The 24,533-nt window shown below is 42.6% G+C and carries 20 protein-coding genes; 13 read left to right on the top strand and 7 right to left on the bottom strand.

The features are described 5' to 3' along the window. Positions 1 to 20 precede the first annotated feature (20 nt). The 5 genes from HCJ66_RS09995 (at position 21) to HCJ66_RS09975 (ending at position 4,096) form a co-directional block, all read left to right on the top strand. Complete coding sequence (locus tag HCJ66_RS09995) at positions 21 to 410, top strand: hypothetical protein (protein WP_187132994.1); 390 nt, start codon at positions 21 to 23, stop codon at positions 408 to 410. A 180-nt stretch (positions 411 to 590) separates the two neighbouring features. Further along, positions 591 to 1,439, top strand: a complete 849-nt coding sequence (locus tag HCJ66_RS09990) for an aldo/keto reductase (protein ID WP_187132993.1) — start codon at positions 591 to 593, stop codon at positions 1,437 to 1,439. A gap of 542 nt (positions 1,440 to 1,981) precedes the next feature. Beyond that, on the top strand, positions 1,982 to 3,004 hold the full coding sequence (locus tag HCJ66_RS09985; RefSeq protein ID WP_187132992.1) for a WxLIP family cell surface protein: 1,023 nt from the start codon (positions 1,982 to 1,984) through the stop codon (positions 3,002 to 3,004). Positions 3,005 to 3,243: 239 nt separating this feature from the next. Beyond that, positions 3,244 to 3,579 (top strand): PadR family transcriptional regulator, encoded by a 336-nt coding sequence (locus HCJ66_RS09980; RefSeq protein ID WP_187132991.1) that lies wholly within the window; start codon positions 3,244 to 3,246, stop codon positions 3,577 to 3,579. After that, on the top strand, positions 3,560 to 4,096 hold the full coding sequence (locus tag HCJ66_RS09975) for a DUF2812 domain-containing protein (RefSeq protein WP_187132990.1): 537 nt from the start codon (positions 3,560 to 3,562) through the stop codon (positions 4,094 to 4,096). The genes HCJ66_RS09980 and HCJ66_RS09975 overlap by 20 nt, the downstream gene beginning before the upstream one ends. On the opposite strand, the gene HCJ66_RS09970 is transcribed toward HCJ66_RS09975, so the two are convergent. From HCJ66_RS09970 to HCJ66_RS09960, 3 genes are read right to left on the bottom strand one after another with little or no spacing between them, the layout of a single operon-like run. After that, entirely contained in the window at positions 4,093 to 5,061 is a 969-nt protein-coding gene (locus tag HCJ66_RS09970; protein ID WP_187132989.1) for an AraC family transcriptional regulator, read from the bottom strand. The genes HCJ66_RS09975 and HCJ66_RS09970 overlap by 4 nt on opposite strands. 18 nt (positions 5,062 to 5,079) lie before the next feature. Further along, positions 5,080 to 6,648 carry an alpha-L-rhamnosidase-related protein gene (locus HCJ66_RS09965; RefSeq protein ID WP_187132988.1) on the bottom strand — a complete coding sequence of 523 codons (1,569 nt, stop codon included), beginning with the start codon at positions 6,646 to 6,648 and terminating at the stop codon, positions 5,080 to 5,082. A gap of 15 nt (positions 6,649 to 6,663) precedes the next feature. Beyond that, positions 6,664 to 8,022 (bottom strand): glycoside-pentoside-hexuronide (GPH):cation symporter, encoded by a 1,359-nt coding sequence (locus HCJ66_RS09960; protein WP_187132987.1) that lies wholly within the window; start codon positions 8,020 to 8,022, stop codon positions 6,664 to 6,666. Between the two features lie 153 nt (positions 8,023 to 8,175). Between HCJ66_RS09960 and HCJ66_RS09955 the strand changes: the two genes are divergently transcribed. Further along, entirely contained in the window at positions 8,176 to 8,439 is a 264-nt protein-coding gene (locus HCJ66_RS09955; RefSeq protein ID WP_187132986.1) for an immunoglobulin-like domain-containing protein, read from the top strand. Positions 8,440 to 8,528: 89 nt separating this feature from the next. Next, positions 8,529 to 9,155, top strand: coding sequence for an NAD(P)H-binding protein (locus HCJ66_RS09950; RefSeq protein WP_187132985.1), 627 nt, complete (start codon positions 8,529 to 8,531; stop codon positions 9,153 to 9,155). A gap of 71 nt (positions 9,156 to 9,226) precedes the next feature. Here the strand turns inward: HCJ66_RS09950 and HCJ66_RS09945 are convergent, their stop codons facing one another. Beyond that, positions 9,227 to 16,252, bottom strand: coding sequence for an immunoglobulin-like domain-containing protein (locus tag HCJ66_RS09945; protein ID WP_187132984.1), 7,026 nt, complete (start codon positions 16,250 to 16,252; stop codon positions 9,227 to 9,229). Between the two features lie 1,067 nt (positions 16,253 to 17,319). On the opposite strand from HCJ66_RS09945, the gene rpsF reads away from it, so the two are divergent. The 3 genes from rpsF to rpsR are packed head-to-tail and all read left to right on the top strand — an operon-like array spanning position 17,320 to position 18,525. Continuing rightward, on the top strand, positions 17,320 to 17,613 hold the full coding sequence (gene rpsF, locus HCJ66_RS09940; RefSeq protein ID WP_036081486.1) for a 30S ribosomal protein S6: 294 nt from the start codon (positions 17,320 to 17,322) through the stop codon (positions 17,611 to 17,613). Positions 17,614 to 17,672: 59 nt separating this feature from the next. Further along, entirely contained in the window at positions 17,673 to 18,230 is a 558-nt protein-coding gene (gene ssb / locus HCJ66_RS09935) for a single-stranded DNA-binding protein (protein WP_187132983.1), read from the top strand. 55 nt (positions 18,231 to 18,285) lie between these two features. Next, a complete protein-coding gene (rpsR, locus tag HCJ66_RS09930; RefSeq protein ID WP_036061496.1) occupies positions 18,286 to 18,525 on the top strand; it encodes a 30S ribosomal protein S18 in 240 nt (79 codons plus the stop codon). Positions 18,526 to 18,617: 92 nt separating this feature from the next. On the opposite strand, the gene HCJ66_RS09925 is transcribed toward rpsR, so the two are convergent. Next, positions 18,618 to 19,274, bottom strand: coding sequence for a DNA alkylation repair protein (locus tag HCJ66_RS09925; protein WP_187132982.1), 657 nt, complete (start codon positions 19,272 to 19,274; stop codon positions 18,618 to 18,620). A 194-nt stretch (positions 19,275 to 19,468) separates the two neighbouring features. Between HCJ66_RS09925 and bcaP the strand changes: the two genes are divergently transcribed. The 3 genes from bcaP to HCJ66_RS09910 all read left to right on the top strand — a co-directional run bounded on the left by bcaP (position 19,469) and on the right by HCJ66_RS09910 (position 22,967). Beyond that, positions 19,469 to 20,863 carry a branched-chain amino acid transporter BcaP gene (gene bcaP, locus HCJ66_RS09920; protein ID WP_187132981.1) on the top strand — a complete coding sequence of 465 codons (1,395 nt, stop codon included), beginning with the start codon at positions 19,469 to 19,471 and terminating at the stop codon, positions 20,861 to 20,863. A gap of 118 nt (positions 20,864 to 20,981) precedes the next feature. Beyond that, the gene (locus HCJ66_RS09915; protein ID WP_187132980.1) at positions 20,982 to 21,977 is read left to right on the top strand and encodes a DUF4003 family protein; all 996 of its coding nucleotides are present in this window, start codon (positions 20,982 to 20,984) and stop codon (positions 21,975 to 21,977) included. A 72-nt stretch (positions 21,978 to 22,049) separates the two neighbouring features. Continuing rightward, a complete protein-coding gene (locus tag HCJ66_RS09910) occupies positions 22,050 to 22,967 on the top strand; it encodes an aldo/keto reductase (RefSeq protein WP_187132979.1) in 918 nt (305 codons plus the stop codon). Positions 22,968 to 23,033: 66 nt separating this feature from the next. Here HCJ66_RS09910 and HCJ66_RS09905 read toward each other — a convergent pair whose 3' ends face one another. Both HCJ66_RS09905 and HCJ66_RS09900 read right to left on the bottom strand, forming a co-directional pair. Continuing rightward, positions 23,034 to 23,777, bottom strand: coding sequence for an HNH endonuclease (locus tag HCJ66_RS09905; protein WP_187132978.1), 744 nt, complete (start codon positions 23,775 to 23,777; stop codon positions 23,034 to 23,036). Positions 23,778 to 23,869: 92 nt separating this feature from the next. Next, positions 23,870 to 24,415, bottom strand: coding sequence for a TetR/AcrR family transcriptional regulator (locus HCJ66_RS09900; protein WP_187132977.1), 546 nt, complete (start codon positions 24,413 to 24,415; stop codon positions 23,870 to 23,872). Positions 24,416 to 24,533 lie beyond the last annotated feature (118 nt).

The raw sequence follows: 24,533 nt of genomic DNA, 5'->3' as shown, positions 1-24,533 counted from the left end.
CCTAGAAAGGGAGAAACAGGATGATTGATTTTCAGAAAGAAATACAGCAATTAGACATAGATATTAAGAAAGCGCTGGCAGAGGGCAGTGAAGCAGTAGCTGATAATTTAACGGGGATGAAAACAGAATTTGAGAAGCAACTTCAACGTACAAAACTGTACCAAGAGTTATATCGGGACGCGGAAAAACTAGCGGAGGACGGTAAACAGATGTTACATAAAGGCATAGATAGATTTGAGATATTAGGATATGAGGGGCAACGTTTGAATGACAAATTAAGATATTCTTTTGAATCTCACGCGGGTGCAATGGTTGCTAACGAATTTGGAGAGAAGCGAAAAAAGGTTCAGCAATTTCTACAAGATGATTATGAGGCTGTTGCTTCTAGCTGTAGGGCGAATATGTTGTGAGAGGTGCTAAAAATAAATCGTTTCTCTAGGGAGGTCCCAGCTAAAAAATTAGAGTCCTCTATAAGCTAAATCTCAAGGTCATAGTGCTGGGGCTTGGCTTTTTTTCGTGTGAAATAGTTGGAATCTTGTATTCAGAGGTCTATACTTAGTGGTGAATGATAATCTGGGAGGTTTTTGAATATGGCGTTAAAGGCTACGGATTTAAAGCAGTTTCATAATGGGCAGGGGATTCCGCTTGTTGGGCTCGGTGTTTGGAAGATGGAGGATGAGAAGCAAGCAGTTGAGGCGATTCGGGTGGCTGTGAATGCTGGGTATCGGGCGATTGATACGGCTAAGGTGTATGAGAATGAGGCGTCTGTTGGTCGGGCGATTCGTGAGGTCGGGATTCGGCGCGAGGATTTGACGATTACTTCGAAGCTTTGGAACGCGGATCATGGTTATGACGAGACGCTGCGGGCTTTTGAGGCTTCCTTGAAAAAATTGCAACTGGACTATCTGGATTTGTATTTGATTCATTGGCCAGTCGGCGATTACAAAGCTTCGTGGCGGGCGATGGAGCGGCTTTACAATGAAGGACTCATAAAATCGATTGGAGTGAGTAATTTTCATCAGCATCATCTGGAAAATTTATTCACGACGGCGAATGAGAAACCGGTCATTGATCAGATTGAAATGCATCCGTTATTGTCGCAAAAACCATTGCGGGCTTATTTGGAGAGTCAGGATATTGTGCATGAGGCATGGTCGCCGCTTGCGAAAGGTGGAGAACTATTGCATCATCCTGTTTTGGCATCGATTGCAGAGGCTAAAGGGGTGACTGTGGCGCAAGTGATTTTGCGTTGGCATTTGAATAACGGCTCGGTGATTATTCCTAAATCGGTGACGCCTGAACGGATTCAGAGCAATTTCGATGTGTTTGATTTTGATTTGAGTGACGAGGATATGAAGAAAATTGATGCGTTGAATGAGGATAAGCGTACGGGATCTAACCCAGATAGTGAGGAATTTTTAGCGCGTACGTGGAGTTGAAATTTTCGGCATATTGATGGGTCTGATAGGACTTGTTGATATGCCGATTTTTTACAAAAAGTTATTTATCATATTTTCCAACATGTGTCAACATGACTTTGCTTATTTCCGGGGTTTTTTTGTGTATTTTTGTGTCTAAAATGTGTCTAAAAAAGAAAATTAATAGGCCACTTTGTCTGGAAACGGTGAAATATATTACTTATATGGTATTATTGGAATGTGAGCGAGAGATTTAAGAGACCGCGATATATATTTTTCTGCTTGCTTTTTTTGAAGAGGCTAGAGATGATTAAATAATGGCAGAATCATAGAAGACTGAATAAACTAGATAGTACATAATTGTTGGATAGACTCATTTAGGATCACTTCTGGAACGAGCCATACGAACAAGAGTGTGAAAATTCACGTTCCAACCGAAGCTAAGAAAATCGTTGGGGAAACGTATACATCGACGCTGACTTGCCCCTTGAAGCTCTAATTTAGCAAAAGAAACGCTACTTATCATCAGTAGTGTTGCTTATTTTTCTCGAGGAGGCTAGAAAATGGTGAACAAATTAATAGGGGCACTAGTCGTGGTTGGCGTACTAATAAGCGGAATTTTAATACATACAGGAACAGCGAATGCCGCGGAAATGAATTTTTCAGTGTCGGCGGTTATTCCGGAAAACCAAATTGACAAGTCAAAAACCTATTTTGAACTGCGGATGGAGCCGGGCCAAGTGCAGGAGCTGGAAGTATTGCTTACCAATGGGTTGTCGCACGCGGTGACGGTGGAAACCAACGCAAATACGGCGGTGACGAATGATAATGGGATTGTTGATTACAGTAATAAAGCACCGAAATTTGATAATACGCTCAAAACACCTTTTTCTAAAATTGCGGAAATGCCTGATGAAATAACGGTTCCAGCGAATGGGAGCAAGATGGTGAAAGTGAAAGTAACGATGCCGCGTGATCCTTTTGATGGTTTCGTTTTGGGTGGACTTCATTTTTCTGAGAAGGATAATGGGGACAAAAATGAGTCAGGGGAGGGTGTGCAGATTAAGAATAAGTATGCATACGTGATTGGTGTGATGCTTTCGGAGAACGATGTCGCGGTGGATCCTGATATGCAGTTGAAGCGGATTAAGCCGGATCAGATTAACTATCGCAACGTTTTGAAGGTTAATCTACAGAATATCAAACCGGTCATTTTGCAAAATTTGGATGTGGACGCGCAGGTGTATAAGGATGGCAGTGATGAGGCGCTTTACAAGGCAAAACAAAGTACGTTGCGTATGGCTCCGAATTCTAATTTTGATTTTGGGATTAGTTGGAATAATGAGGAGTTCAAACCGGGAAAATATCGTCTTAAAATGGTGGCGACGTCCGGGAATCATATATGGAAATGGGACGAGCGGTTTGACATAAAAGCAGATGTAGCAGCGGAGTTCAATGGTAAAGCAGTGGGGCTCGAGAAGGATTATATGATGTGGTATGTCGCGGGCGGTGTTTTGTTGGGGTTGTTAGTGCTCGGATTGGTATTTTGGCTGGGACGGCGAACGAGGAAGAAGGATGGGGAGTGACTTTTATCCGCAAGTATAGCCGTGTATTTAAGTATTATGTTCGACGTTTAAAAAGATTCTACAGATATACAATTTGTGTGTCTGTAGAATCTTTTTCTGTAATCTATTTTATCTCCACTACAATATGCTCTAATTTTCTCCATCGCGAAATCAACGTAATTTGTATAAAAAGAGCCTTGCTAATTATATCGAGACGTGATATATTGTAGACATAAAATACATCGAGGTGTGATATATTTATGGATGAAAAACTAATAAAAACTTATGTCCCGATGACGGAGACTGCCTTTTACATTTTGTTATCGTTGATGCAACCGAGGCATGGTTATGCAATCACAGATAACGTCAAAAATATGACGAAAAACCGCATTGTTTTAGGGCCAGGAACGATTTATGGTAGCCTGTCGAAAATGAAAAAAGATCAACTAGTCGCGATTATTCAAGAAGAGAAAAACCGAAAAATCTATCAAATTACGGAACTCGGCAAACAAGTTCTTGGGATGGAAAAGGCGCGTATTGAGGAACTATACAGGAATTCTAGGGAGGCGAGCGAGTATGACGAAGAAGGTATTTAAATTCATTACAGTGGATAATGTGGAGAAAGAAGAAGCGTTTTTGGAAGAAATGGCGAATCAGGGGTGGTTTTTCAGTAAGTATGCTTCATTACGATACCATTTTGAACAAGGAGAGCCGGCTGAATACACCTATTGTATTGATTACAAGGAAAATTCAGGTGACGAGGAGGAGTATTTGGGACTGTTCGAGGACGCAGGATGGGAGCACGTGTATGCGTATCCAATTCTGAATGGTAGGTGGATGTATTTTAGGAAAGCGATGAAGGAAGGCGCGCCGAAAGAAGCTATTTTCACAGACGATGCTTCCATGGTGGCGCTTTGGAAAACAATCCGTTCGCGGTGGACCCGATTTGGCGGGAGTGTGATCTTGATGCTAATCGCCGTGGGAATCGCCACCTTACTTGCATCAACGTATCTGATTGGAAGTATTTTTATGTTTGCGGCAGCGCTACTTCTCATTGTCCTCTACGGCAAAATGTACATCAGAATAACGCGGAAAATCAAGGTCAGAAGTTAGCGCTCATCCCGAAATTCCTTTGGAGTCATGCCATAATGGCGCTTAAACTGCTTGAAAAAGAAACTGGGCGAGGCGTAGCCAACCTCTTCGGCGATATCGACAAGCTTGTTATCCGTATACGCGAGTAGGTGCGTTGCGTGATGGAGCTTTTGCTTGGAAACGAGCTCCGTCCATGTCTTCCCAGTTTCTTTTCGCAATTTATTACTCAAATAATTCTTATTAAAACCGAACTCCTGCGCCATTTTTGTGAGCGTAACCGTCTTGTAATTCTTCTCAATATACTCAAGCATCGGAAATAGCGCGGAATTATCAGCAATGCGAGCTTGATAGGCTTTATTCTGATGAAAAACACGCGCCAACTCCATAAAAATAAGCGCCAAATATTGCTTCATCATCTCGCTAGAATAATCTTTCGGATCAAAAAATTCAGTGAGCATCATCTTTGTAATATGCTGCAATTGCTCATTTTCCTCAGCATCAAAGCGGATAAAATGATCTTTCGTATTGCTTGATAAGGCGGCGGAAAGCAAGAAGTCCGAAACAATACTTTTATTGCTCTCCAACGTCTTAATAAAAGTCGTTTTAATCGTTTCACTACGAAAAATCACATTCAGCAAAATATCGTTTTCGCCCATTTCGGCAATACTATGACTCGTATTTTGGTCAAATAAACAGAATTGCCCAGCGCTAAATTGATATTCTTCACCATTAATCACCTGCTTGGAGACGCCTGAATAAATATAATTCAGCTCAATAAATTGATGCGTATGCTCTGGCATCGGGGCAAAACGATGATGTTTACTAATGAAAATATCACCCTGCTCAAAAAAAGGCGAATCGGGCATCACAATTTTATCTTTTCGCGTCTGTAATTGGACGTCATTAATATTTTGATGGTCCAATACTTGCCGTTTTTCAATAGCATCATACGCTCGTAAATACTGATCTAATTGCTGAAAATTCATGACCGAATCGCGCTCCTTTTATAAATGATATTTGCGAATAAAGTAGGCCGGCGTACAGCTCCACGCATGACAATAAGAATTAATGAGGTGACTTCCGTACGGCGAAAACGACAAGTCATTCGGTTTGAAAAGCTCCCAAAACGTGTCCGCGCCTTGATGCAACATATCGCCCCAATAACCGACGAGCACTTGCTTAGCGGCTTCTTTATCGCCAACTTTGAGCCAAGCAGCTACTAAAAAATGATGCGCAAACGGCGTTGTCAAACCGATTTCTGGCGAATACTCCGCTGTCCGTCGCAACAAATCCCGTGCTTCCTCATCTGGCAAAACACCTGCCATGACCATCCAAATTTGACTATGCCATGCTATTTGTTTCTCGGGACCGCTTACAAACAGCTTTTGCGACGGGTCCCAAAGATATTTTTTCGCGGCAAATGTCACTTTTTCCAGTAGGTCAGAAAGCCAAGATTTTTCATCAGAATCTAGTGTTTCCGCTAACGAAATTGCCTGTTTCAACGTGAAAATGAGGAGTCCTTGCACAGATGCTTGCTTTGTTAACGCTTCATTCCAGTCTACAAAAGCCCACCAATACGGCTGTTCTACGGCTAAATAGTTCGCGTCCAACAACTGCTGCGCAAATCGAATCTGGTTCAGCGCCACAGGCCACAACTCCGTCAACGTTTCCAAATCCCTAGTTGCCTCATAATAGTCATGTAACGTTGTCGCGAAATAAAGCGCATAATCCACCAAATACGTATCATCCGGAATCGGCTCCGGCTCAATAAACAAATTCGCGGCCACACGCCCATCCTCATCCGCAAGCCCCGCAAACAGATACAAACAACGCTTCACCAAATCCTGGTTATCAAACGTTTCATAATTTGTCTGCGCTTGCAAATACAGATCTCCGAGCCACAAACGCCGATCCCGCTTCGGTCCATCCTCGAAAACATCCTGCATGCAATCCGCCAACGTCTTCACACTCACCCGATCCAAAGCCTGAAAAAAGTCACTCGTATCTGGGGCAACTTTTAACATCGCCCGATCCGCCGAACTTACCGTCTTTATTTTAACATGTTGCAGTGCGACTTTATACTTCGGCGACGAATCAATCACATCAATTTTTAAATAGCGAAAACTGTAGCGCCTCGTCAGCGTCAAATCACGCGGTAAAATATCGATATGATAATGCTCCTCCTGAAGCCACGATTTACTCAACCAACCATCATAATTTGTAAACGGCTCCGCGACTTCCACCGGCATTTCCCCGAACGTAAACTTGAGGTATAGCGGCGCGTCAGGCGGGCTCCCAACAGGCTCGAGCGCAAGGCTCGGAAACCCAACGACATGCTCCCCGAAGTCAAGAATCACGCTATCCCCTTGACCAAGTACGACCCGACCCAACTCTGAAATCGGCCCCACATCTCGAACTTTCCAACCATGAATCGCGTGCTCATCCGCGACGACTTCGACTATCGATTTCGCCGTGATATCCTGATGCAACAACGGTTTTCGACACGCCTCAGCCTTCGCCAAAAACGCCTTATTTTTCACAATCACAACATTCTCATTGACCTGCATATTCATCCAAAAAACCTCTTTCTAATCCTCCAACAAACGCGCATCAAGCTCTTTGCGAATCTCTGGATACAATTTATCTAACTTATAAAATGACATAATGACCATCGAAAGCACCACCAAAATCGCTGGAATCACGAGATAATTCAATTTTATCGCTAACAATGCGTCCGAACTTTGCGTTGTATTCGCTGCATAATGCCCCCAAGTCAAAATCACGCCCGAAATCGCGCCAGCCACCGCCATCGCCACTTTTCCGATAAAGCCATTGACCGCCGAAAGCACACCGGCAGCACTCACGCCAGATTTCCACTCACCGTAATCAACTGGATCTGCCTGCATTGAGAAATAAATACTCTGCCGAAGCCCGTGTCCAAGCGCCGCGACAACCGATCCAATCAATAATCCCGTCACATTCACATTCGCAAAAATCATAATCGCCAGCCCCAGCAAATTCGCCACGCTACCAATCATAAACACGCTGCGCTTCAACATCCGACTCGAGAAAAACGGCGTAATAATCGTTCCAACCATCGGAACCATCGAGCCAATCCCAGCCACCACAATCGCCAAATCCGGCCGACCAACATTATACGTATAATAGTAGATAAGCGATCCTTGCATAAAGAAAAACGAACCCCACATAAACAAAATATTCACTGCAAAAATGTACCATGGCTTGTTGCCCCTAAGTGCAAGGAAAGTCTGCTTCACCGTCACTTTTTCAAGCTTCATCTTCACTTTCTCCTCCACATTTCGGAAGGTAAAAAAGAAGAGCAACGTCCCAACTACTGCAAAAATAACCATCGTCCAAAAGAAGCCCTGCGCCTTAGAACCTCCACCGAGTAACCCGACTAACGGCAATGTCAGTACACTAACAATCGTCGCGCCAACAAAAGCAAAAATCATCCGCGTCGTCGCCAAAATCGTCCGTTCATTCGCATCGCTCGTCAAGCTAGGCAAAATCGAAGCCATCGGAATATTCACCATCGTGTAAGCTAGTGACAGACCCAAATAAGTGATATAAGCATAGACCAATTTTCCAGCAGGCCCAATATCCGGCACATAAAAAGCTAGAATCGCCAGTAATCCAAACGGAATCGCGCCAAGCAAGAAGTAAGGCCGAGATTTCCCCCATTTTGTATTCGTCTTATCAATCAAAACCCCCATCAAAACATCAGCGACACCATCCACAACCCGCGTTACCAAAAATAATACACTGACCTGAACCGCGGCTAATCCGAAAATATCCGTATAAAAATACATTAAATAAAGCGTTATCATTTGCCAAATCAAATTACAAGCCAGATCAGCCGACCCATATCCAATCCGTTGCCGCCATTTAGAAATCCCTTTATGAGCCAATACCGTCGTGTTTTCCATTCAAAAGCCTCCTCATCAAAATTTTGCGCTACGTAACATACTTCAATTAAAGCGCTTTCTTCGCAATTCGACAAGAACAGTTATACATATGTTTGTGGTTGATTTACAGGTATGAATAATATATATAGATACTAAAGCAAGGAGGGGTTACGCATGGCGACAATAGCGGTAAATGACAAAGAGTACAAAGGTGGAACACTCACAGACGGCGAATTCAAATTCTATTCTTTCGACAAAGTGAAAGCTGTAACGGATGTTGTTACTATCAAAGCACTAGATAAAGACGGTAACAGTAACAAAATAATCAAAAGTAAAACGGTGATTCCAGTTTATGGATCGCCGCTTTACTTTATTTCGGTGTGTGGAGCTTTGACAAGGTGGAAAAAATTGTTTATGATGGGGAATATAGAAATATAGTGTGATGATTGCGACTTTACAAGGGATTTTTTTAATCATGTGATGAAAATCACGTATTATTTCTAACTAAACAAATGGAGGAATGCAGAATGAATATATTAATTTTAGGCGCTTTTGGACATCTTGGGAAGGCGGTTTACCAACTTTTAGAACCGCTTTCGAACGTCAATTTAACATTGTTTGGCCGGGAAAAAGAGAATATAGAGGTGGCTTCGACTACAAAAGTCATTTTTGGCGACGCGACGGACCCAGCGGATTTGGAAGGAGCACTTCAAGGGCAAGATGTTGTTTTCTCTACACTAGGCCCGTTTCACGTTGAAACATTCGCCACGCCACTGGTTGAAACGATGGAGAAGCTGGGAGTGGGAAGGCTTTTTTGGACGACGCAATTTCAAATTAGACAAGCCGAAGTAACCGAGGAGAACATTGCGCTCGCGAAGACTTTTGGTTTTGATGAGGAGACGGAGAGGACGTATGTGGCGAATCAGCAACTAGGTGCGCAGATCATTGAAGACAGTAGTTTGGATTATACCTTGTTGATGCCGCATTTCTTCAAATACGATAATAGCATTGAAAAAGCGATTCTCCAGGATGAGGACGAGACGGTGAAAGGTGAGCCAATCAGTATTTATAGCTTGGCAGTTGTCCTTGCGAATTTGTTGCTTCAGCCGGAGAGTTACAATAGAAGCGGCGTTATTATTTCGGCGTCTAAATAAACATGTAAAAATAAAATCTTCGCTCTGTCTCCAAAAAATAGACAGAGCGAAGATTTTTTATCTTATTTGGTCTAGTTTACGATGACATTGACTTCCTGAAGAATCTCGTTCGTCGCGCTGTATGCAGTCAGGACAACTTTATCGTTCTTGCTTATAATCAAACTTTTCGCATAATATTGGAATCCTTGACCAATCGGGAGGACTTGGACTGTTGTCTGCTGTACGTTGTTAACTGTCAGGCGTATTCTTGCTACATCGCCTGTGTATTCCCCTTTTACGTAATTGTCAGCACCGATTGTGAATGGATTTACCAGGACACTTCCGTTGACTGATGCGATGGAGACAACTCTGCTGCTAACTTCTTCGCCGGCTGTGTTAAAGGCTACTAATTTTACGGTATCTGTGACTTTTGTAATGTTTGTTTTGGCGTAATATTTGATGATACCTTCTGTCGCGCCAACTCGTTGTAGTGTAACGCCGTTGACTTGTAACTCGATTTTCTTAATATCGCCAGTGTATGTGCCTGTTATATAGTGATCTTTGCCGATCGTAAACGTATCTAGGGTGTCAATTGCTCCTGTGATTGCAACTGGCTTTGTGTCGAGTACTTTGCCAGTGCTGTCGTATGCTGTAATTGTAGCGGTATCCTTGGCACTACGAATGATATTGTTAGCGTAATACTTGAAATCTGGAGCGCTAACGCCGACTTTTGTGCCTTCCACACCATTGACTGTCAAACTAACTTTTGTAACGTCGCCAGAAACTTGACCAGTTACGTAGTTTTCTTTGCCAGGTGTGAATGTTTTGATCGAAGTAATCGTTCCAGTTGTAGTGTCAGTAGTGACTGAAATCGTTTTTGTGTCTAAGACTTTGCCAGTGTTATCGTAGCCAGTAATCTTAACCACGTCCTTTAGGTTAGAAATAATGTTACTTGCATAGTACTTGAAGTCCGGCGTCGTAGCTGGGATTTTCGTACCCTCTATACCATTGACGGTTAGACTGATTTTCGTAATATCACCAGAAAATTGTCCAGTTACATAGTTTTCTTTGCCCAGCTTGAACGGATTTAGAGAAGCGAACGTTCCTGTTGTAAGCTCTTTTGTGACAATAACATTTTTTGTATCTAAGACTTGGCCGTTCGTGTCGTAACCGGTAATCTTAACGTCATCTGTTAATTTAAGGATAAGGTTCTTTGCATAGTACTTCAAGTCAGGGGCCGCGACACCAACTTTCGAACCTTCCACACCGTTGACTGTCAAACTGATTCTAGCAAGGTCACCGGTAAATTGCCCAGTTACATAGTTGTCTTTACCAATATAAAAGAAGTTTGGTGTCATTTTAACGGTTGTTGGCATTTGCACGTTTACCTTTGTTTTTTGTAGCTCGTTCCCGTTTTTGTCATAAGCAATCACGTAGACTTGGTCCGTTGACTTGCTTATTTTGTCTTTTGCGTAGTATTGGTATGGTGAACTGCTGACGGGAATGATTTGTTGCGGTGTGCCGTTTACTTCTAGCCCTATTTTAGCGACATCGCCAGTATATGTTCCCTTCACGTAGTTGTCCACGCCAAATGTAAAGACACTTGCTGTGATGGTTCCGGATGTTTTGTTGTCTAATAGATATTTAGCTTTGGCTAGTTGCGCTTGTAGCTCTGCTTTTAAAATTGGATCTTTGACAGTGTCTACGGCTTTTTGAGCGGCTGCAATAGCTAATGCGTCTGTTTCTGGCTTGATGGAGCCTGAGTCTGGGTTGTTATTTGTGAATAATTCTGAGACAGTTTTCGCTGCCGCTGCGTCTTTTTGTGCATCTGCTGCTTCTAGGGCGTTATTTGCTGTTGGGCCCCAGTTGTTTGTTGTGAATGCGCGAATGGTAAGTGATGCTGTTTTTGGAAGGACTGTTCCTGCTGTATATTTCGTTGCATTGCTTGATACAACGCCATTCGCTCCCATTGGATCTGTGCCGTCTGTTGTGTAGTAAACGTCTGTGTTGGCGTTCGGGTTGTTTAATACAACGCCAGAACCGCTCGGTATGATGCTTACGTTTTGTAGTGTGTGGGCCATGCCGTATTTTGTCCACATTTCTAGGTTGTATTTCACGCGGTCTGGGACTTGGGCCTGGATTTTGACTTGGGCTGCTAACCAATCTTTGTAAATGGTAGTCCTAGCGCCCATGTATGCTGCATCTAGTTTGTACGCCGCGTCGATTTGTTTTTGGTTATCCAGAATCAGTTGTCTCACGTTTGCTACAGATAATGGAGCGCCTGCTGCACCCGCGAAGTCACCGTTTGCTGGGCCGATTTGTTTCAGTACTTGGTCTTTCACGAGCGTTTTGAATTCTAGATTTCCAGCTGTTGGAACCGTCGTACTATCTCCTGAAAAATTACCGAATAGAATGCCGGCACCTTTTCTTGAGTTAAGATCGGACCATTTGTAGCGATACGTTCCACCGCCACCTATGAATGCAGAAGGGGTCGTACCAGCAAGGCCGTTATTGTAGAAAGCACCGTCTGTATCGTTGATGTTGAATTTCATCTTGATGCCGTTGCCGTTTAAAATATCATTGGAAACGACTGCGTCAACTTCTTGTTCGGTATCAATAAACATGAAGAGAATTTGTGTTTTGATTAAATCTTCAACATCGACATAGTTTTTAAATTCTTGGAAATTTTTCGCTGTTGCAACGGCTTTTACTTTTGTTAAAATGTTTGCGTCACCTTCGCCAGCTTCTACGATACCTGAAGTGAAATAGCCATCTTGGAAGCGGATTTTCGTGTAGTTGTCATCGCTGTCGCCGAAGTATTCTTCAAACATGTTTTGACCAAAGTCTTCGCGCATTGTTTTTACGCCCATGTATTTCCCGTTGTAGTAGTAGTGTACGTATTTTGTGTGTAGGGAGATTTTATTCATTTGCTGTGCTAAGGTGTCAGTTACTTTTTCGTCGTAGCGGTTGTAGCCAAGGTTGTAGACGTCATTTTGTGGACCGTCTTGCCCTTCTTTTAGCTCTAGTTTGCTAAATTTACCTACAACTGGGAAAGCTTCGCCTGGTGTTGCGTCAAAGAAGTTGTATTTTGCTTTTTTCGCGTTGTAATCACGGTGGAATTTCACTGCTACGCCGGAGTTGTATTGAGTCACACTTGCTTGGCCGAATTTTTTTGCGCCGGAGTAGTTGAAGTAGTTAGTTCCGCCAGTTCCCATGTGGGAGTCTAAATACTCGAATGTGCCTGGTGTGTAAGGGTCGGCAACTAGGTTGGCTGCGGCACCTGTCACGGAAACAATCGGGAAATCATCGATGGCTTGCGCGTATTCATCGCTTGTAATGTTGTTTTTGAATTGCCACTGGTAGCCTGATGTGACTTCGTTTTTGTAGTTGTCGCGCAGTACGTAAGTGTTGGAAAGGATGCCTGTGTTACCAGTCGCATCATAACCATAGACTTTGACGACGGTTGTTTTGCTGATCTTGATTGGGCCAGTGTAAATCGTCCCTTTTGTTGCGCTTGGTTCGCTGCCGTCTAGCGTGTATTTCAGTGTGATGCCGGCTTTAGAAGTCATTGTTAAGTCAAAACCAGTATCATACATGCCGCGATCTTTGTTGAATTGTACGGCGTAGTTTGTTTGACCGCTGTTGTTTGATGTGCCGAATGTTTCAGAACTGAACAATGTTAATGTTTTGCTTGCGTCTGTTTGGCGTCCGAATGTTTGGTTGTAGGCTTGTTTTGTATATTTGATCGAGTCTACCGTTTTAAATTCAGAACCGACTTTTGCGGATAAAACAACATCGCCGCTACCACCGATTTCGAAGCTTAAATGGTTGTTTCCGAGTTCTGGTGCTTTGTCGGAATACAACACGCGATATCCTTTTGCAGGAATAACAAGGTTTGAAAACTCGAATTTGTCGAGCGTTTTTGTTTTGTCAGTCAAGTACATGCCTTTGTCTAAAACAACTGGTACATCATTGTCGTTGTAGAGTTCGACCCAGGCATCTTTAGAGCTCGCAGTTCCTTCTGATGATAGTTCGTTGATGTAGACGTTTTTGATTTTGTCTGGTGTGTTCAGTGCGTTCTCAATGCTTGGGCCTTTGCCATTGTTTTTATATTTGATGATGAGTCTTGCTGAGTTGGCACCGCCGCCTTGATAAACGCTACCGATATAGTTGTCGCCATCGACGCGGAATGCCATCGATTGACCGTTTTTCCAGCCATTAAAGCGATTTTCATTGATAATGTCTTTCAAATTAGCTGTGCGAACGATTTGGTTTGTTGCTATGAATGATGGTTGATTGTACTTCACGACCAAATTACTGTATGGACGGGAAGTGATGTTTCCAGCTGTAGTGCTGTAGATTTCTGGGCTACCAAGTTCGCTACGGATTTCCATGTTGGAGCTTACATTCGCTGTCCCTTTTGCTGATGTCGTAAATTCTAAATAAGCATCTTCAATTTCGGCTGAATCTGGAAGTGTCACATTGTTAAAACGGAATGCTGAGATGTCTTTGTAAGCGGGAGTAAGGGTTGCTAAGTAGTAACCGCCGATTCTCAGGTTGTCAGCAAGATTCATTGTTTTTGCTGTCCCGTATTCCTCTGCGTCATCGTTTGCTGTGGCCACTTGAGCGCTAGAATCGCCATCTTCTGAGTAATATTCTAAGACTAGTTTTGGAGCCATTGTAGCACTTGATTCAAAAGAACGAGCAGCGTAAGAGCCAGTTTTATCACCATCTACTTTGAAAACTAGGTCTTTCAGTACGGCATTGGAACTGCGCATTTCATTGATAACATCTGTCAAATCGCCTGTGTTTACAAGGTCGTTTACTGCGACTTTTGCTGGTGTTGTAGATTTCGCAGCTGTTTCTGTAAGTGCGCGGTCTGTGAAGGAAGCGACGGTGGATGTGAAAGCTTCACCATTTCCGACTTGACCTGCAACTGACAAATTCGTTGGTGTCGTTGATGCTGTTAGTGTCGTGAAAGTAAGGTAAGCTTTTGTAATTACGGCATCGGCTGTGATAGAAACATCTGCAAAACGCACAAATGTAGATTCTGGCACAGCTTTTAAAAGGCCGTTTAAGTTGAGGGATGTAGCTGTCAAATTGGTAGACGTGGCGTTTACGGAAGCGTCATCTGTACCAGCTTTGACAAGATATTCTTTTTCCGCTGAAGGGATGTTTTCCGCGTCATCACGAAGGGAATACACGTACGTTTGAACACCGCTATTTTGTTTGGTGTTGTAGGCATAGGCTTTTACGGTCGTATTTTTGTCGACTTTGATCGGGTCTGTGTAAGTCGTGCCGTTTGTTTCGCTAGGCGTTGAGCCGTCAAGCGTGTATTTGAGCGTGTTGATGCTATCTGTTTTTAGCGTTAAGTCGAACGCCGTTTTGTACATTCCTGTTGTTTGGCTAGGCGTGATGTTTACTAGTGGAGTCGCGCCATTGTTCGAGCTTTCATACGTCCCTGTTGTATAGGAAACTAGATTTTTGTCGGCGTCATTAAAACGGCCTAATGTTTCGTTAAAAGGCATTTTTTTCACGTCAAAAGTATCCAGCGTGTGGAAGCTGCCGTCGTATTTTGTAGATAGATAAAGCGTTGTGTCGCGGTCGCCTAGCGTGAAGTTCGTAGACGCATTATTTTGTGTGCCGTTCGCCTTCACGATGCAGTATCCTTTTGCTGGGATGTAGATGTTGCCGAGCTCAGATTTACCTAAAGCATTCGCGTCATCAGATATAAAAACGTCTTTTGAAAGAAATACCGGAGCATCGTTGTTGTTGAAAATTTCGATCCAGCCGTCTGCTTGATTGTCCGTCCCCATGCTCGCAACTTCGTTTATAAATAGGTTTTTCATTTTTGCCGGATCTTGGGTGACTTCCTCGCCGATTGCGTCTTTTTCGCTGTATGAATACTTAATAACGAGTTTTGGTTGAAGTGCTGCGTCGGTTCCACCTTGATAAATACTACCGATATAGTTGTCACCATCAACTTTGAAAGCGAGTGCATTGCCATTTGTCCAACCCATTAAGCGTGTTTCGTCGATGATGCTTTTTAGATTTGGTGTGCGGACGACTTGTTTGGCAGTTGTGAAAGAAGGTTGCTCATATTTTACGGTAGAAGCTGTGTAGTTACGGTTGCTGATGTTTCCAGCTGTCGTTGTGTAGGCTGCGGGATTGCCTAATTCGGCTGAAATCGCCATGTTGGAAGATTGATTGGCACCGGTAGCTTTTGTTGTGAATTCTAAATAAGCATCGTCAATTTTCGCATTTTCCGGAAGATCTACATTCGCAAAACGGAACGCGGACAGGTTTTTATTTGCCGGAGTTAGTGCAGCTGCTGTGTAACCGCCGATTTTCATTTCAGCATTTAAGGCGATAGCTTTGCCCGTGCCGGATTCTTCTGCGTCATCGGATGTGTTGCTGATTTTTGCGTTGTATTCACCTGTTGGAGACGTGTACTCAATCATGAGTTTTGGCGCCATTGGAGCGCTAGAATCGAATGAGCGCATAACGAAGGAACCTACGCCACTGCCTGTTACTTTGAATACATAATCTTTGATGTCCGCAGTATTTGCGCGCATTTCTTTCACTATAGATGAAACGTCGTCGGTATTGAAAAAGGTGTTTGTGGCAACAACGGGGGTTTTCATGCTCATCGTGGTTGTTGTGAATGTGCGGCTTGCGAAGGATGCGGCAGTACTTGCGAATGCTGCTTGCGTGCCAAGTTCTCCTGTTACGTTGATTGTCGTGGATTGTGCTGCTGAGGATGCATCACGAGTTGTGAATGCGATGTAGGCTTTCGAGATTTTTGCGTCTGCTGGTAGGGTTACATCGGCAAATCGTAAATAAGTCGCCTGTGTTGCGCCTGTTAAACCGTGTAAATCAAGGCCGGTACTCGTTAAGTTCACCGCCGTACTCGACACTTCGGCATCATCGGCACTTTTTTGAATCGGAAATTCCTTTGAAAACAGAAAGGCTTGTTCCTCGTTTACAGTGTTTGTCGATTGTGTCGTGGCTTGGGTTTCTGCGAATGTCACGATATTCCCGATGGAACTAGGTACCATGAGAGAGACGATCATCGCTATTGATAAAACTTTTAATCCAAAATTACTTTTCTTTTTCATGTTTAAAATCATAACTACTTATGCATAAATTTTTATGTCTGGCAGTTATATCCTCCTTATTTTCTCTAGAATAGTTAACATTTTTACGGTAAATGTGTCTTGCCAATTTTTTGCGAATTTTGCATGGCTTGTATATTTTTCATAAATTAATTTCTTTATCGCTATAAAGTATCCCTATGCGTGATAGCTCTGGCATATGCCTTATACTATACGCTTTTTAATCACCACTTTTCTTTTTATTCTGACTGGGAGCTCTTGCGTAAATCTCTTTTGTCCCTACCTATATCTTACCTGCATTTAGGGTTATAAGTCATTAAAAGGCGGGTAACTTTTTTTCTGTAAAAACAAATAGTCATAAAAAAGACACGTAAATTTTATGGTGTACGGGGCGCTTTTTATATACGTTTTATTGTATTTTTATTCATTATACGGTAAAAAAACAGCACACCCACCGAACTAGGAGTATACTGCCTTTCATTAATTATCTTTATACCTTGCTTCTACAATCTCGCCCAAAGCTGCGAAATCCCGTTTTATTGGAGGCATATAATACCATCCTAATAAAATTTCCAATAGAGGTCAAATGTGAGTTACCATTTTCTTGCGCTAAAATAGAAATATTACTAATAGAAGAAAGCAGAAAATTCGACCCTATTTCTAACACAATCAAGGTTGCGATACCCAATAAGCTATGCTATAATTATACCTCGTGAGTAATTAAAAATTATTCCTTGCCCGTTTCTAGTTTCAAAGCCGCAAAATGCGTTGGAAAGACTAGAGGAGTTGTTAAATACTAAGAGATGAAACGCTTAAAAAAGGCTCAACGCCAAACCTAATTTTTTAATTAGGTAAGACGTAGAATTCTGCTTTAAACAAATCAAGCGAAAGCGTTTGTATTTCAATAATTTTGTGGAATCAGGGAAAGCAGAATCACTGCGTTCTCCTGCATATTGTGGTTCTAACTCACTGAGTTTCGAAGAACCACAACAATGCGAGCGCTTGGCGCTGATTTATATCGCTTATGCAACAATTCTAGGGCCGCTAAGACCACAAGGAGGTGTAAAGAGATGGCAAGAACATATGAAATTATGTACATTATCCGTCCAAACATTGAAGATGAGGCGAAGAAAGCTTTAGTAGAGCGCTTCGACGGCATTTTAACTGACAATGGTGCGGAGATCATCGAATCGAAGGATTGGGGTAAACGTCGTTTGGCTTATGAAATCGAAGACCATAAAGACGGTTTGTACCAAATCACTCGTATTTCTGCTACTACTGCGGATTCTATCAATGAATTCGACCGTTTAGCAAAAATTTCTGATGATATCATTCGTCACATGGTTATTAAAGAAGAAGCTTAATATTTCCCGGGTCATGGCTCGGATTTTTATGAAAAAAAGAGAGGAGGTTGGTTCTACTTATGATGAACCGTGTTGTATTAGTTGGTCGTCTGACAAAAGATCCTGAATTGCGTTATACTCCTGCTGGCGTTGCAGTTGCGACATTTACACTTGCTGTAAACCGTAACTTTACTAACCAAGCTGGAGAACGTGAAGCAGATTTCATCAATTGTGTTGTTTGGAGAAAACCAGCCGAAAACGTTGCGAACTTCCTTAAAAAAGGCAGTTTAGCAGGTGTTGACGGTAAGGTTCAAACGCGTAATTATGAAGGTCAAGATGGCAAGCGTGTCTATGTAACAGAAATTCTTGCTGAAAGTGTGCAATTCCTAGAGCCCCGCAGTGCAAACGGCGGCGGAAATAGTGGTGGCGGCTACAGCAGTAACAACAATAATGATGGCGGTGGACAGCAGTCGTACGGTAATAGTACTGGCGGCCAAAGCCAACAGAATGATAATAGCTACGGACAACAGAATCAACAACAACCTCAATCTCAGAGTTACCAAGCACCACGTAACGCTGATCCATTTGCTAGTGATGGCAAGCCAATCGACATTTCAGATGACGATTTGCCGTTCTAATAAACGGGAAAAGCATACGTATCATTGGATTTTAATTTGATAGGAGGAAACTATAATGGCTGGAGGACGCAGAGGCGGACGCCGTCGGAAAAAGGTTTGTTACTTTACTTCGAACGGAATTACGCATATCGACTATAAAGATACTGAGTTACTGAAGAAATTCGTTTCCGAACGTGGAAAAATTCTTCCTCGTCGTGTAACTGGAACGAGCGCTAAATATCAACGTAAATTAACGATTGCTATCAAACGCTCACGCCAAGTAGCATTACTACCATTTGTTGCTGAAGAAAAATAAGATTGATAAAAACCTTCCGAGTTTCGGAAGGTTTTTTTATGGCTATGTTCGTTCATGATAGGTAAAGAGGTTATAGCTCGTTATAATGAATCTTACTTATTAAGTCGTTTATTAACCTCAATCGTAATGAATTCTGGCAGATAGTCAGGAGTACATCCTTTTGACACGACTTGGCCTTTGTAAAGTTCCGTTTTCTCGCCTATTTTAATGCAACGGGCACGGTTCTGTTCATCATAAACGCCTATCCAGCCCGCGGTGAAATTCATAGCCCACTGTACTTCTGGCTCTTCCTGCATAATAGTAGCTTCTAATGCAGCTAACAAGTCTTCGGTGTTATCCGGTGGTGTTTGTCCAGTCCATCTAAGTCGTGCTTGATAATACCAGAAAATGCGTCTTTGAAGGGCGGAAGAACTGTTTTCCCATGACTCCATCAATGTGATTGTTTTCTTGCTTTTCATGAGTTGATTAGCCATGAGCCAATCCATCAAATTATTTCGCTCAACAAAAGAGTGCCGTTGCATATCCTTATCAAGTTTATTTAAAAAGTCCTGTGTAAGCAATTTTTTGTCCATAATTAGAACTGCTAATAGCCTGGGGCGAAACGCTTCTGTTGACCAAAGTTCCAAGGCTAACTCATGGTCTTTTTTTATATCTTTCGCGATTTTTTTTAAATCTCCTAGCTTTGTTTCATTATCAATCTGAGTTAAAATGTTTTCTGCTACGGAAGAGCGTGTTGATTTTTCATCCATTTTTATCAAACTCCTTATATGTTTGTGACAAGCTATATGCTAAAATTTACTTGCTTATATTGTAGCATACCTGAGTATGGGGAACAAAAAAATACTTATATCATTTAAAGCATTGACGCATGTATGCTTTAAAGGTATGATGTAAATAGGATTAAGAAATACATTTTATAACAAACTAATAGGGAGCTACAATTATGTTTTTAAAATCATTATTTAGAAAAAAACCGTTAGAATCACTTATTCATAACAAAAGTAATAGTATTCATTTGAAAAAAACGCTTGGCGCGATGGATTTAATTTTCCTTGGTGTTGGAGCGATTGTTGGGACAGGGATATTTATTTTACCAGGGACGATTGCGGCGCTTCATTCGGGTCCGGCGATTGTACTGTCATTTGTCATTGCAGCGCTAGTCTGTGCGCTCGCGGCATTATGTTACTCGGAATTTTCGTCAGCAGTACCGGTTGCTGGTAGCGCCTACACGTATGGCTATGTCATTTTCGGGGAGTTCATTGCTTGGCTGCTCGGTTGGGCACTTCTGCTTGAATATGGCTTGGCTGTGGCTTCTGTGGCTAGTGGCTGGTCGTCCTACTTCAAAACGCTACTGGCTGGATTCCATATCAACATTCCGGACGCAATTTCGGGTGCGTTTGATCCTGCTGCTGGAACGTATGTCAACATTCCTGCGATTGCGGTTGTTGGGATTATTGCCTTTTTATTGACGCGCGGTGTTCGTGAATCGACACGGATTAACGCGTTCATGGTTATTTTGAAAATTAGCGTTATTTTAATATTCATCGTGGTCGGCGTGTTCTACGTGAAGCCGGATAACTGGCAACCGTTCATGCCATTTGGATTTAGTGGCGTACTGAATGGTGCAGCCTTGGTGTTCTTTGCTTATCTCGGATTTGACGCGGTTTCCTCAGCTGCTGAAGAAGTGAAAAATCCGCAGAAAAATATGCCGATTGGGATTATCGGATCGCTACTTGTTTGTACGGTTTTGTACATCGCGGTATCGATTGTATTGACGGGAATTGTTTCGTACAAAGACTTGAATGTCGCAGATCCAGTTGCATTCGCGCTACAAGTCATTAACCAGAACTGGATTGCTGGGTTTGTTTCATTGGGCGCGGTTGTCGGGATGCTGACGGTTATTCTCGTGATGCTTTATGGCGGAACGCGCTTGATTTATGCAATGGGACGCGATGGTTTGTTGCCGAAAAGTATGGCAAAGATCGATGAGAAAACAAATACGCCGATTAAAAGTACATGGACGTATGCGATTGTTATTATGTTTTTCGCGGGTGTTGTGCCACTGAATCGTTTGGCGGAGCTCGTGAATATGGGGACGCTATTTGCTTTCATGATGGTTTCGATTGGGATCATTTTCTTGCGTCGTAATAAATCGATTGCGAGCGGTGGATTTAAAACGCCATTTTACCCAGTGCTGCCAATTGTCTCATTCTTGATGTGTTTATTCTTGATTACGAGACTATCCGTTGCAACATGGATTGCGTGTGGGATTTGGTTCTTGCTAGGCCTGATTTTGTATTTTGCATATGGACGCAGGAATAGTACGTTGAATAAGTGAGTGAAAAAATGAGTCTGGGAATTTTGCCTAGATTCATTTTTTTGCGTTTGTAGTCTTTTTCTTCCTTTGGTACAATAGGTATATGAAATAACGAGATATCAAAGGAGCGCGATAGTAGATGGCAGATTTGGTTTTTGATAGCGATAGAATCGTTAGTGATTTATTGGCAAACTTTCAGCAGGTGAAAAATTCGGGCGTGATGGGTGTTGATAAGCGGATTAGATTCTTGGTAGCGCAGCTTTTCACGAGTGAGGGAGAGGTGTTTGACGGCCAGGCATTTAAGGATGTGACGACGCTGTTCAAGAAGCGGTTGGGATTCTTCAATGTGTTAGATGGAGACACGCGGGCATCACTTGCTGGGCTTTTGTTGGTGAGTGGGCAAAATGATGAAAAGACAGTGGCGCGTGTGATTGATAATTATGAATTGCTCGTGGAAAGTGGATTTAAGCGTACGAACTTTACGTATTTTGGTGCGTACTTGCTTTTACGGTCTGATAAACCACGTAATGTGGCGGATCGGGCGCGCGATATTTACATGGCTTTGCGGAAGCAGCATCCATTTTTGACGGGGGCGGAAGATGTGACGTCGGCGGTTTTGATGGCACAATTGGATACGCCGCTTTCGGTGGAGCAGTTGACGGAGATTAACGAGTATTATTTTACCGAGTTTAATCGCGCTGGGTTCAAAAGAAGTGATAGCTTGCAGTTCTTGGCGGCGACTTCGACGTTGATTTATATGGAGCGTGACGCGAATCATGTGAAAAAAGTGGTGCGTTTGGCGGAGGAACTGGAGCGCGCGGATGTGAAAATTCGTCCGATTCATTATGTGACGCTTGGAATTTTGGCGTATGTGCGGGAAAGTACGGAATTGGATGCGGTATTTTTCGATTTGTTAGCGGCGATGCGCGATGAGAGCGGTCTGCGTTGGAATCGCGAATTTTACACGGCGATGGCGCTTAGTTTGTATACAGAGGATCAAGCGCGGAACATGACGCAGGACCAGGTTGAGAGTTTGATGGTCTCCGTTCACATTCTGATTGCGATAGAACGGGCGGCAGCGGCAAGTGCGGCAGCGGCGGCGAGTGCAGCGGCAGCGAGTAGCGGAGGTTCTTAATTGACTTCGCCGAGCTAGAGTGTGAAAATGAAAAAGGAAGCGTTTATCAAATAATACAAAGAGGTGTTCTCATTGAACAAAATTAATCTTGGTAACAGTGGTTTACTCGTTCCTGAAATCGCGCTAGGTTGCATGCGTATGGCCGATTTATCGAAGGACGACGCGGCAAAAATGGTCAATACGGCAATGGATGCGGGAATTAATTTCTTCGACCACGCGGATATTTATGGTGGCGGAAAATCAGAAGAAGTTTTTGCGGATGCAGTCGGAATGAACCCAGCAGTACGCGAAAAAATGATTTTACAATCAAAATGCGGTATTCGTCCAGGCATGTTCGACTTTTCCAAAGAACATATTTTAGAGTCGGTAGATGGTATTTTAAAACGGTTACAAACTGATTATATTGACATTTTGTTGCTACACCGTCCGGATACATTAGTGGAACCAGAAGAAGTAGCAGAAGCCTTCACAGCGCTTAAAAAGAGTGGGAAAGTACGCGAGTTTGGCGTAAGTAACCAGAACCCGATGCAAATCGAGCTTTTGAGCAAATATGTGGAGCAGAAATTGGTCGCGAATCAGTTGCAGCTTAGTGTTACCAATACTGGTATGATTGATGCGGGACTTAACGTTAACATGAAAATTGATCGTTCGATTGACCGTGATGGCAGTATTTTAGACTACTGTCGCTTGAAAGATATTACAATTCAAGCTTGGTCACCGTTCCAATTCGGCTTTTTCGAAGGCGTTTTCCTCGATAATCCGAAATTCCCAGAGTTGAATAAAGTGGTTGACCGGATTTCTGCTGAAAAAGGCGTGAAAAATACGGCGATTGCAACGGCATGGATTTTGCGTCACCCGGCGAAGATTCAAACGGTTGTAGGAACGATGAATCCTGAGCGTTTGCAAGCGATTAGCGAAGCATCAAATATCACGCTAACACGACAAGAATGGTACGAAATTTATTTGGCAGCGGGGAACGAGTTGCCTTGATGATATGAAAAAAGCTACACATGTTTTCTCATCCTGGAAATAGGGCGAAAAACATGTGTAGCTTTTTTAATGAAATATTTTCTGCCAAAGAGTACGCTTGGTGTTTGTTTCTATATAATCCGCTAGCAAGACTTGCGTTTTCTGAATAGACGTATCGAGTCGTCCGAACTGACTTTGCGTCGTCTTGCTTGTTTGCTTTATCTGGCTCTCCATTTTCTTGAGCCGCGAGTCTAGCGTCACGAGCCGTTTATCTAAATGCTGGAGCAATATGGCGGTATCCGTGATGGTTTTGTTTAATTTTTTTGTATGCGTATAGAAAACGTTATATTGCTGCGTATCTTTCGGTAAATATGGAATAAATTGTTGGCGCACTAATTTGCGTCTGTGTTGCCATCTTTGAAAAATGTTCATATGGAGGAGGCGTTTCTGATACAGATATAAAGAGAGTGAATCTTTAGCGAAATTGCATGTCGCACAGGCGCAGACGAGGTTGGTGAACGTCGTTAGTCCGCCTTCACAAGCTGGAATAACATGATCCGCAGTGTCGCCCCGCCCACCACAATAAACGCAAAGTTGCCGATCGCGCCTGCGAACCATTCGCTTAATATCAATTTCGCGATAGAAAATATGAATCCGATCTGGCTGAATCATACCAGCGACCCCGCCGCGAATAAGCAGTTTCGCTTCGTCATACGTTATTTTACGCTTACCCTTGTTCTTCGTATGGAGCGCAATAGCCGTGATACTTGCTTGCTTTGTTAACAACCTGTCATCATAAAAATAATGAAACCCATCGAAAACTGTCTTCATGTGTAACCTCCTATGCATTGTGTCTATTCATGAATTGTACAATGGATAGATAGGAGAGTCAAAATATAGTTTGTCTTATTTAAAACGATTCATCACAAATCAAGTTTTACCGGCAAAACGGCTTTAAACAGCGTATCCATATGAGCCCAATCCGCGGGCGTCGACATCTGTTGTGACCAGTACATGATCGCGCCTAAGTTCGCCGCATAAATATACGTCAATAAATCTGCAGGAATATCACTAGTGAGCGTTAACTTATCCATGTTCTCCTCAATATCTTTTTGAAACTCCGTCAAGAAAAAAGAAGCCATTGTCTTGAAAAACGTATCATCATTCTTCTGTTTCTCGAGAACTAGTTGCATATCCATATAAACCGTATCAAACCCAGACTGAAACGGGTGATTAATCCGGTCTTTAATATCGAGCGCAAAATAATCCTGAAACTGCTCATGTAAAACATATACTAATAAATCATATTTATCATAAAAATGCTTATAAAAAGTCGTTCGGTGAATCAAAGCCTCTTTGCAAATACTATTCACTGTAACGCTTGCCAGTTCCTGTGTTTCGAGCATTTGCAATAGCGTTTTATAAAGTGCATTTTTCGTTTTTCGCACACGTAAATCGGAATCGTTCATCTACACATCTCCTAAAGTGTTGCTTAACTATACAGACCAAACAATCTGGTTCTTACATTTCATCTCAAAATCGTGTAATATACACTGTATGTCTATAAATATATAATAGCGCGAATCG

The sequence above is a fragment of the Paenilisteria portnoyi genome (genome assembly GCF_014322795.1).
Classification (GTDB): domain Bacteria; phylum Bacillota; class Bacilli; order Lactobacillales; family Listeriaceae; genus Listeria_A; species Listeria_A portnoyi.
Note: the sequence above shows the minus strand (reverse complement) of the source record. Positions and strands in the feature narration are given on the sequence as shown.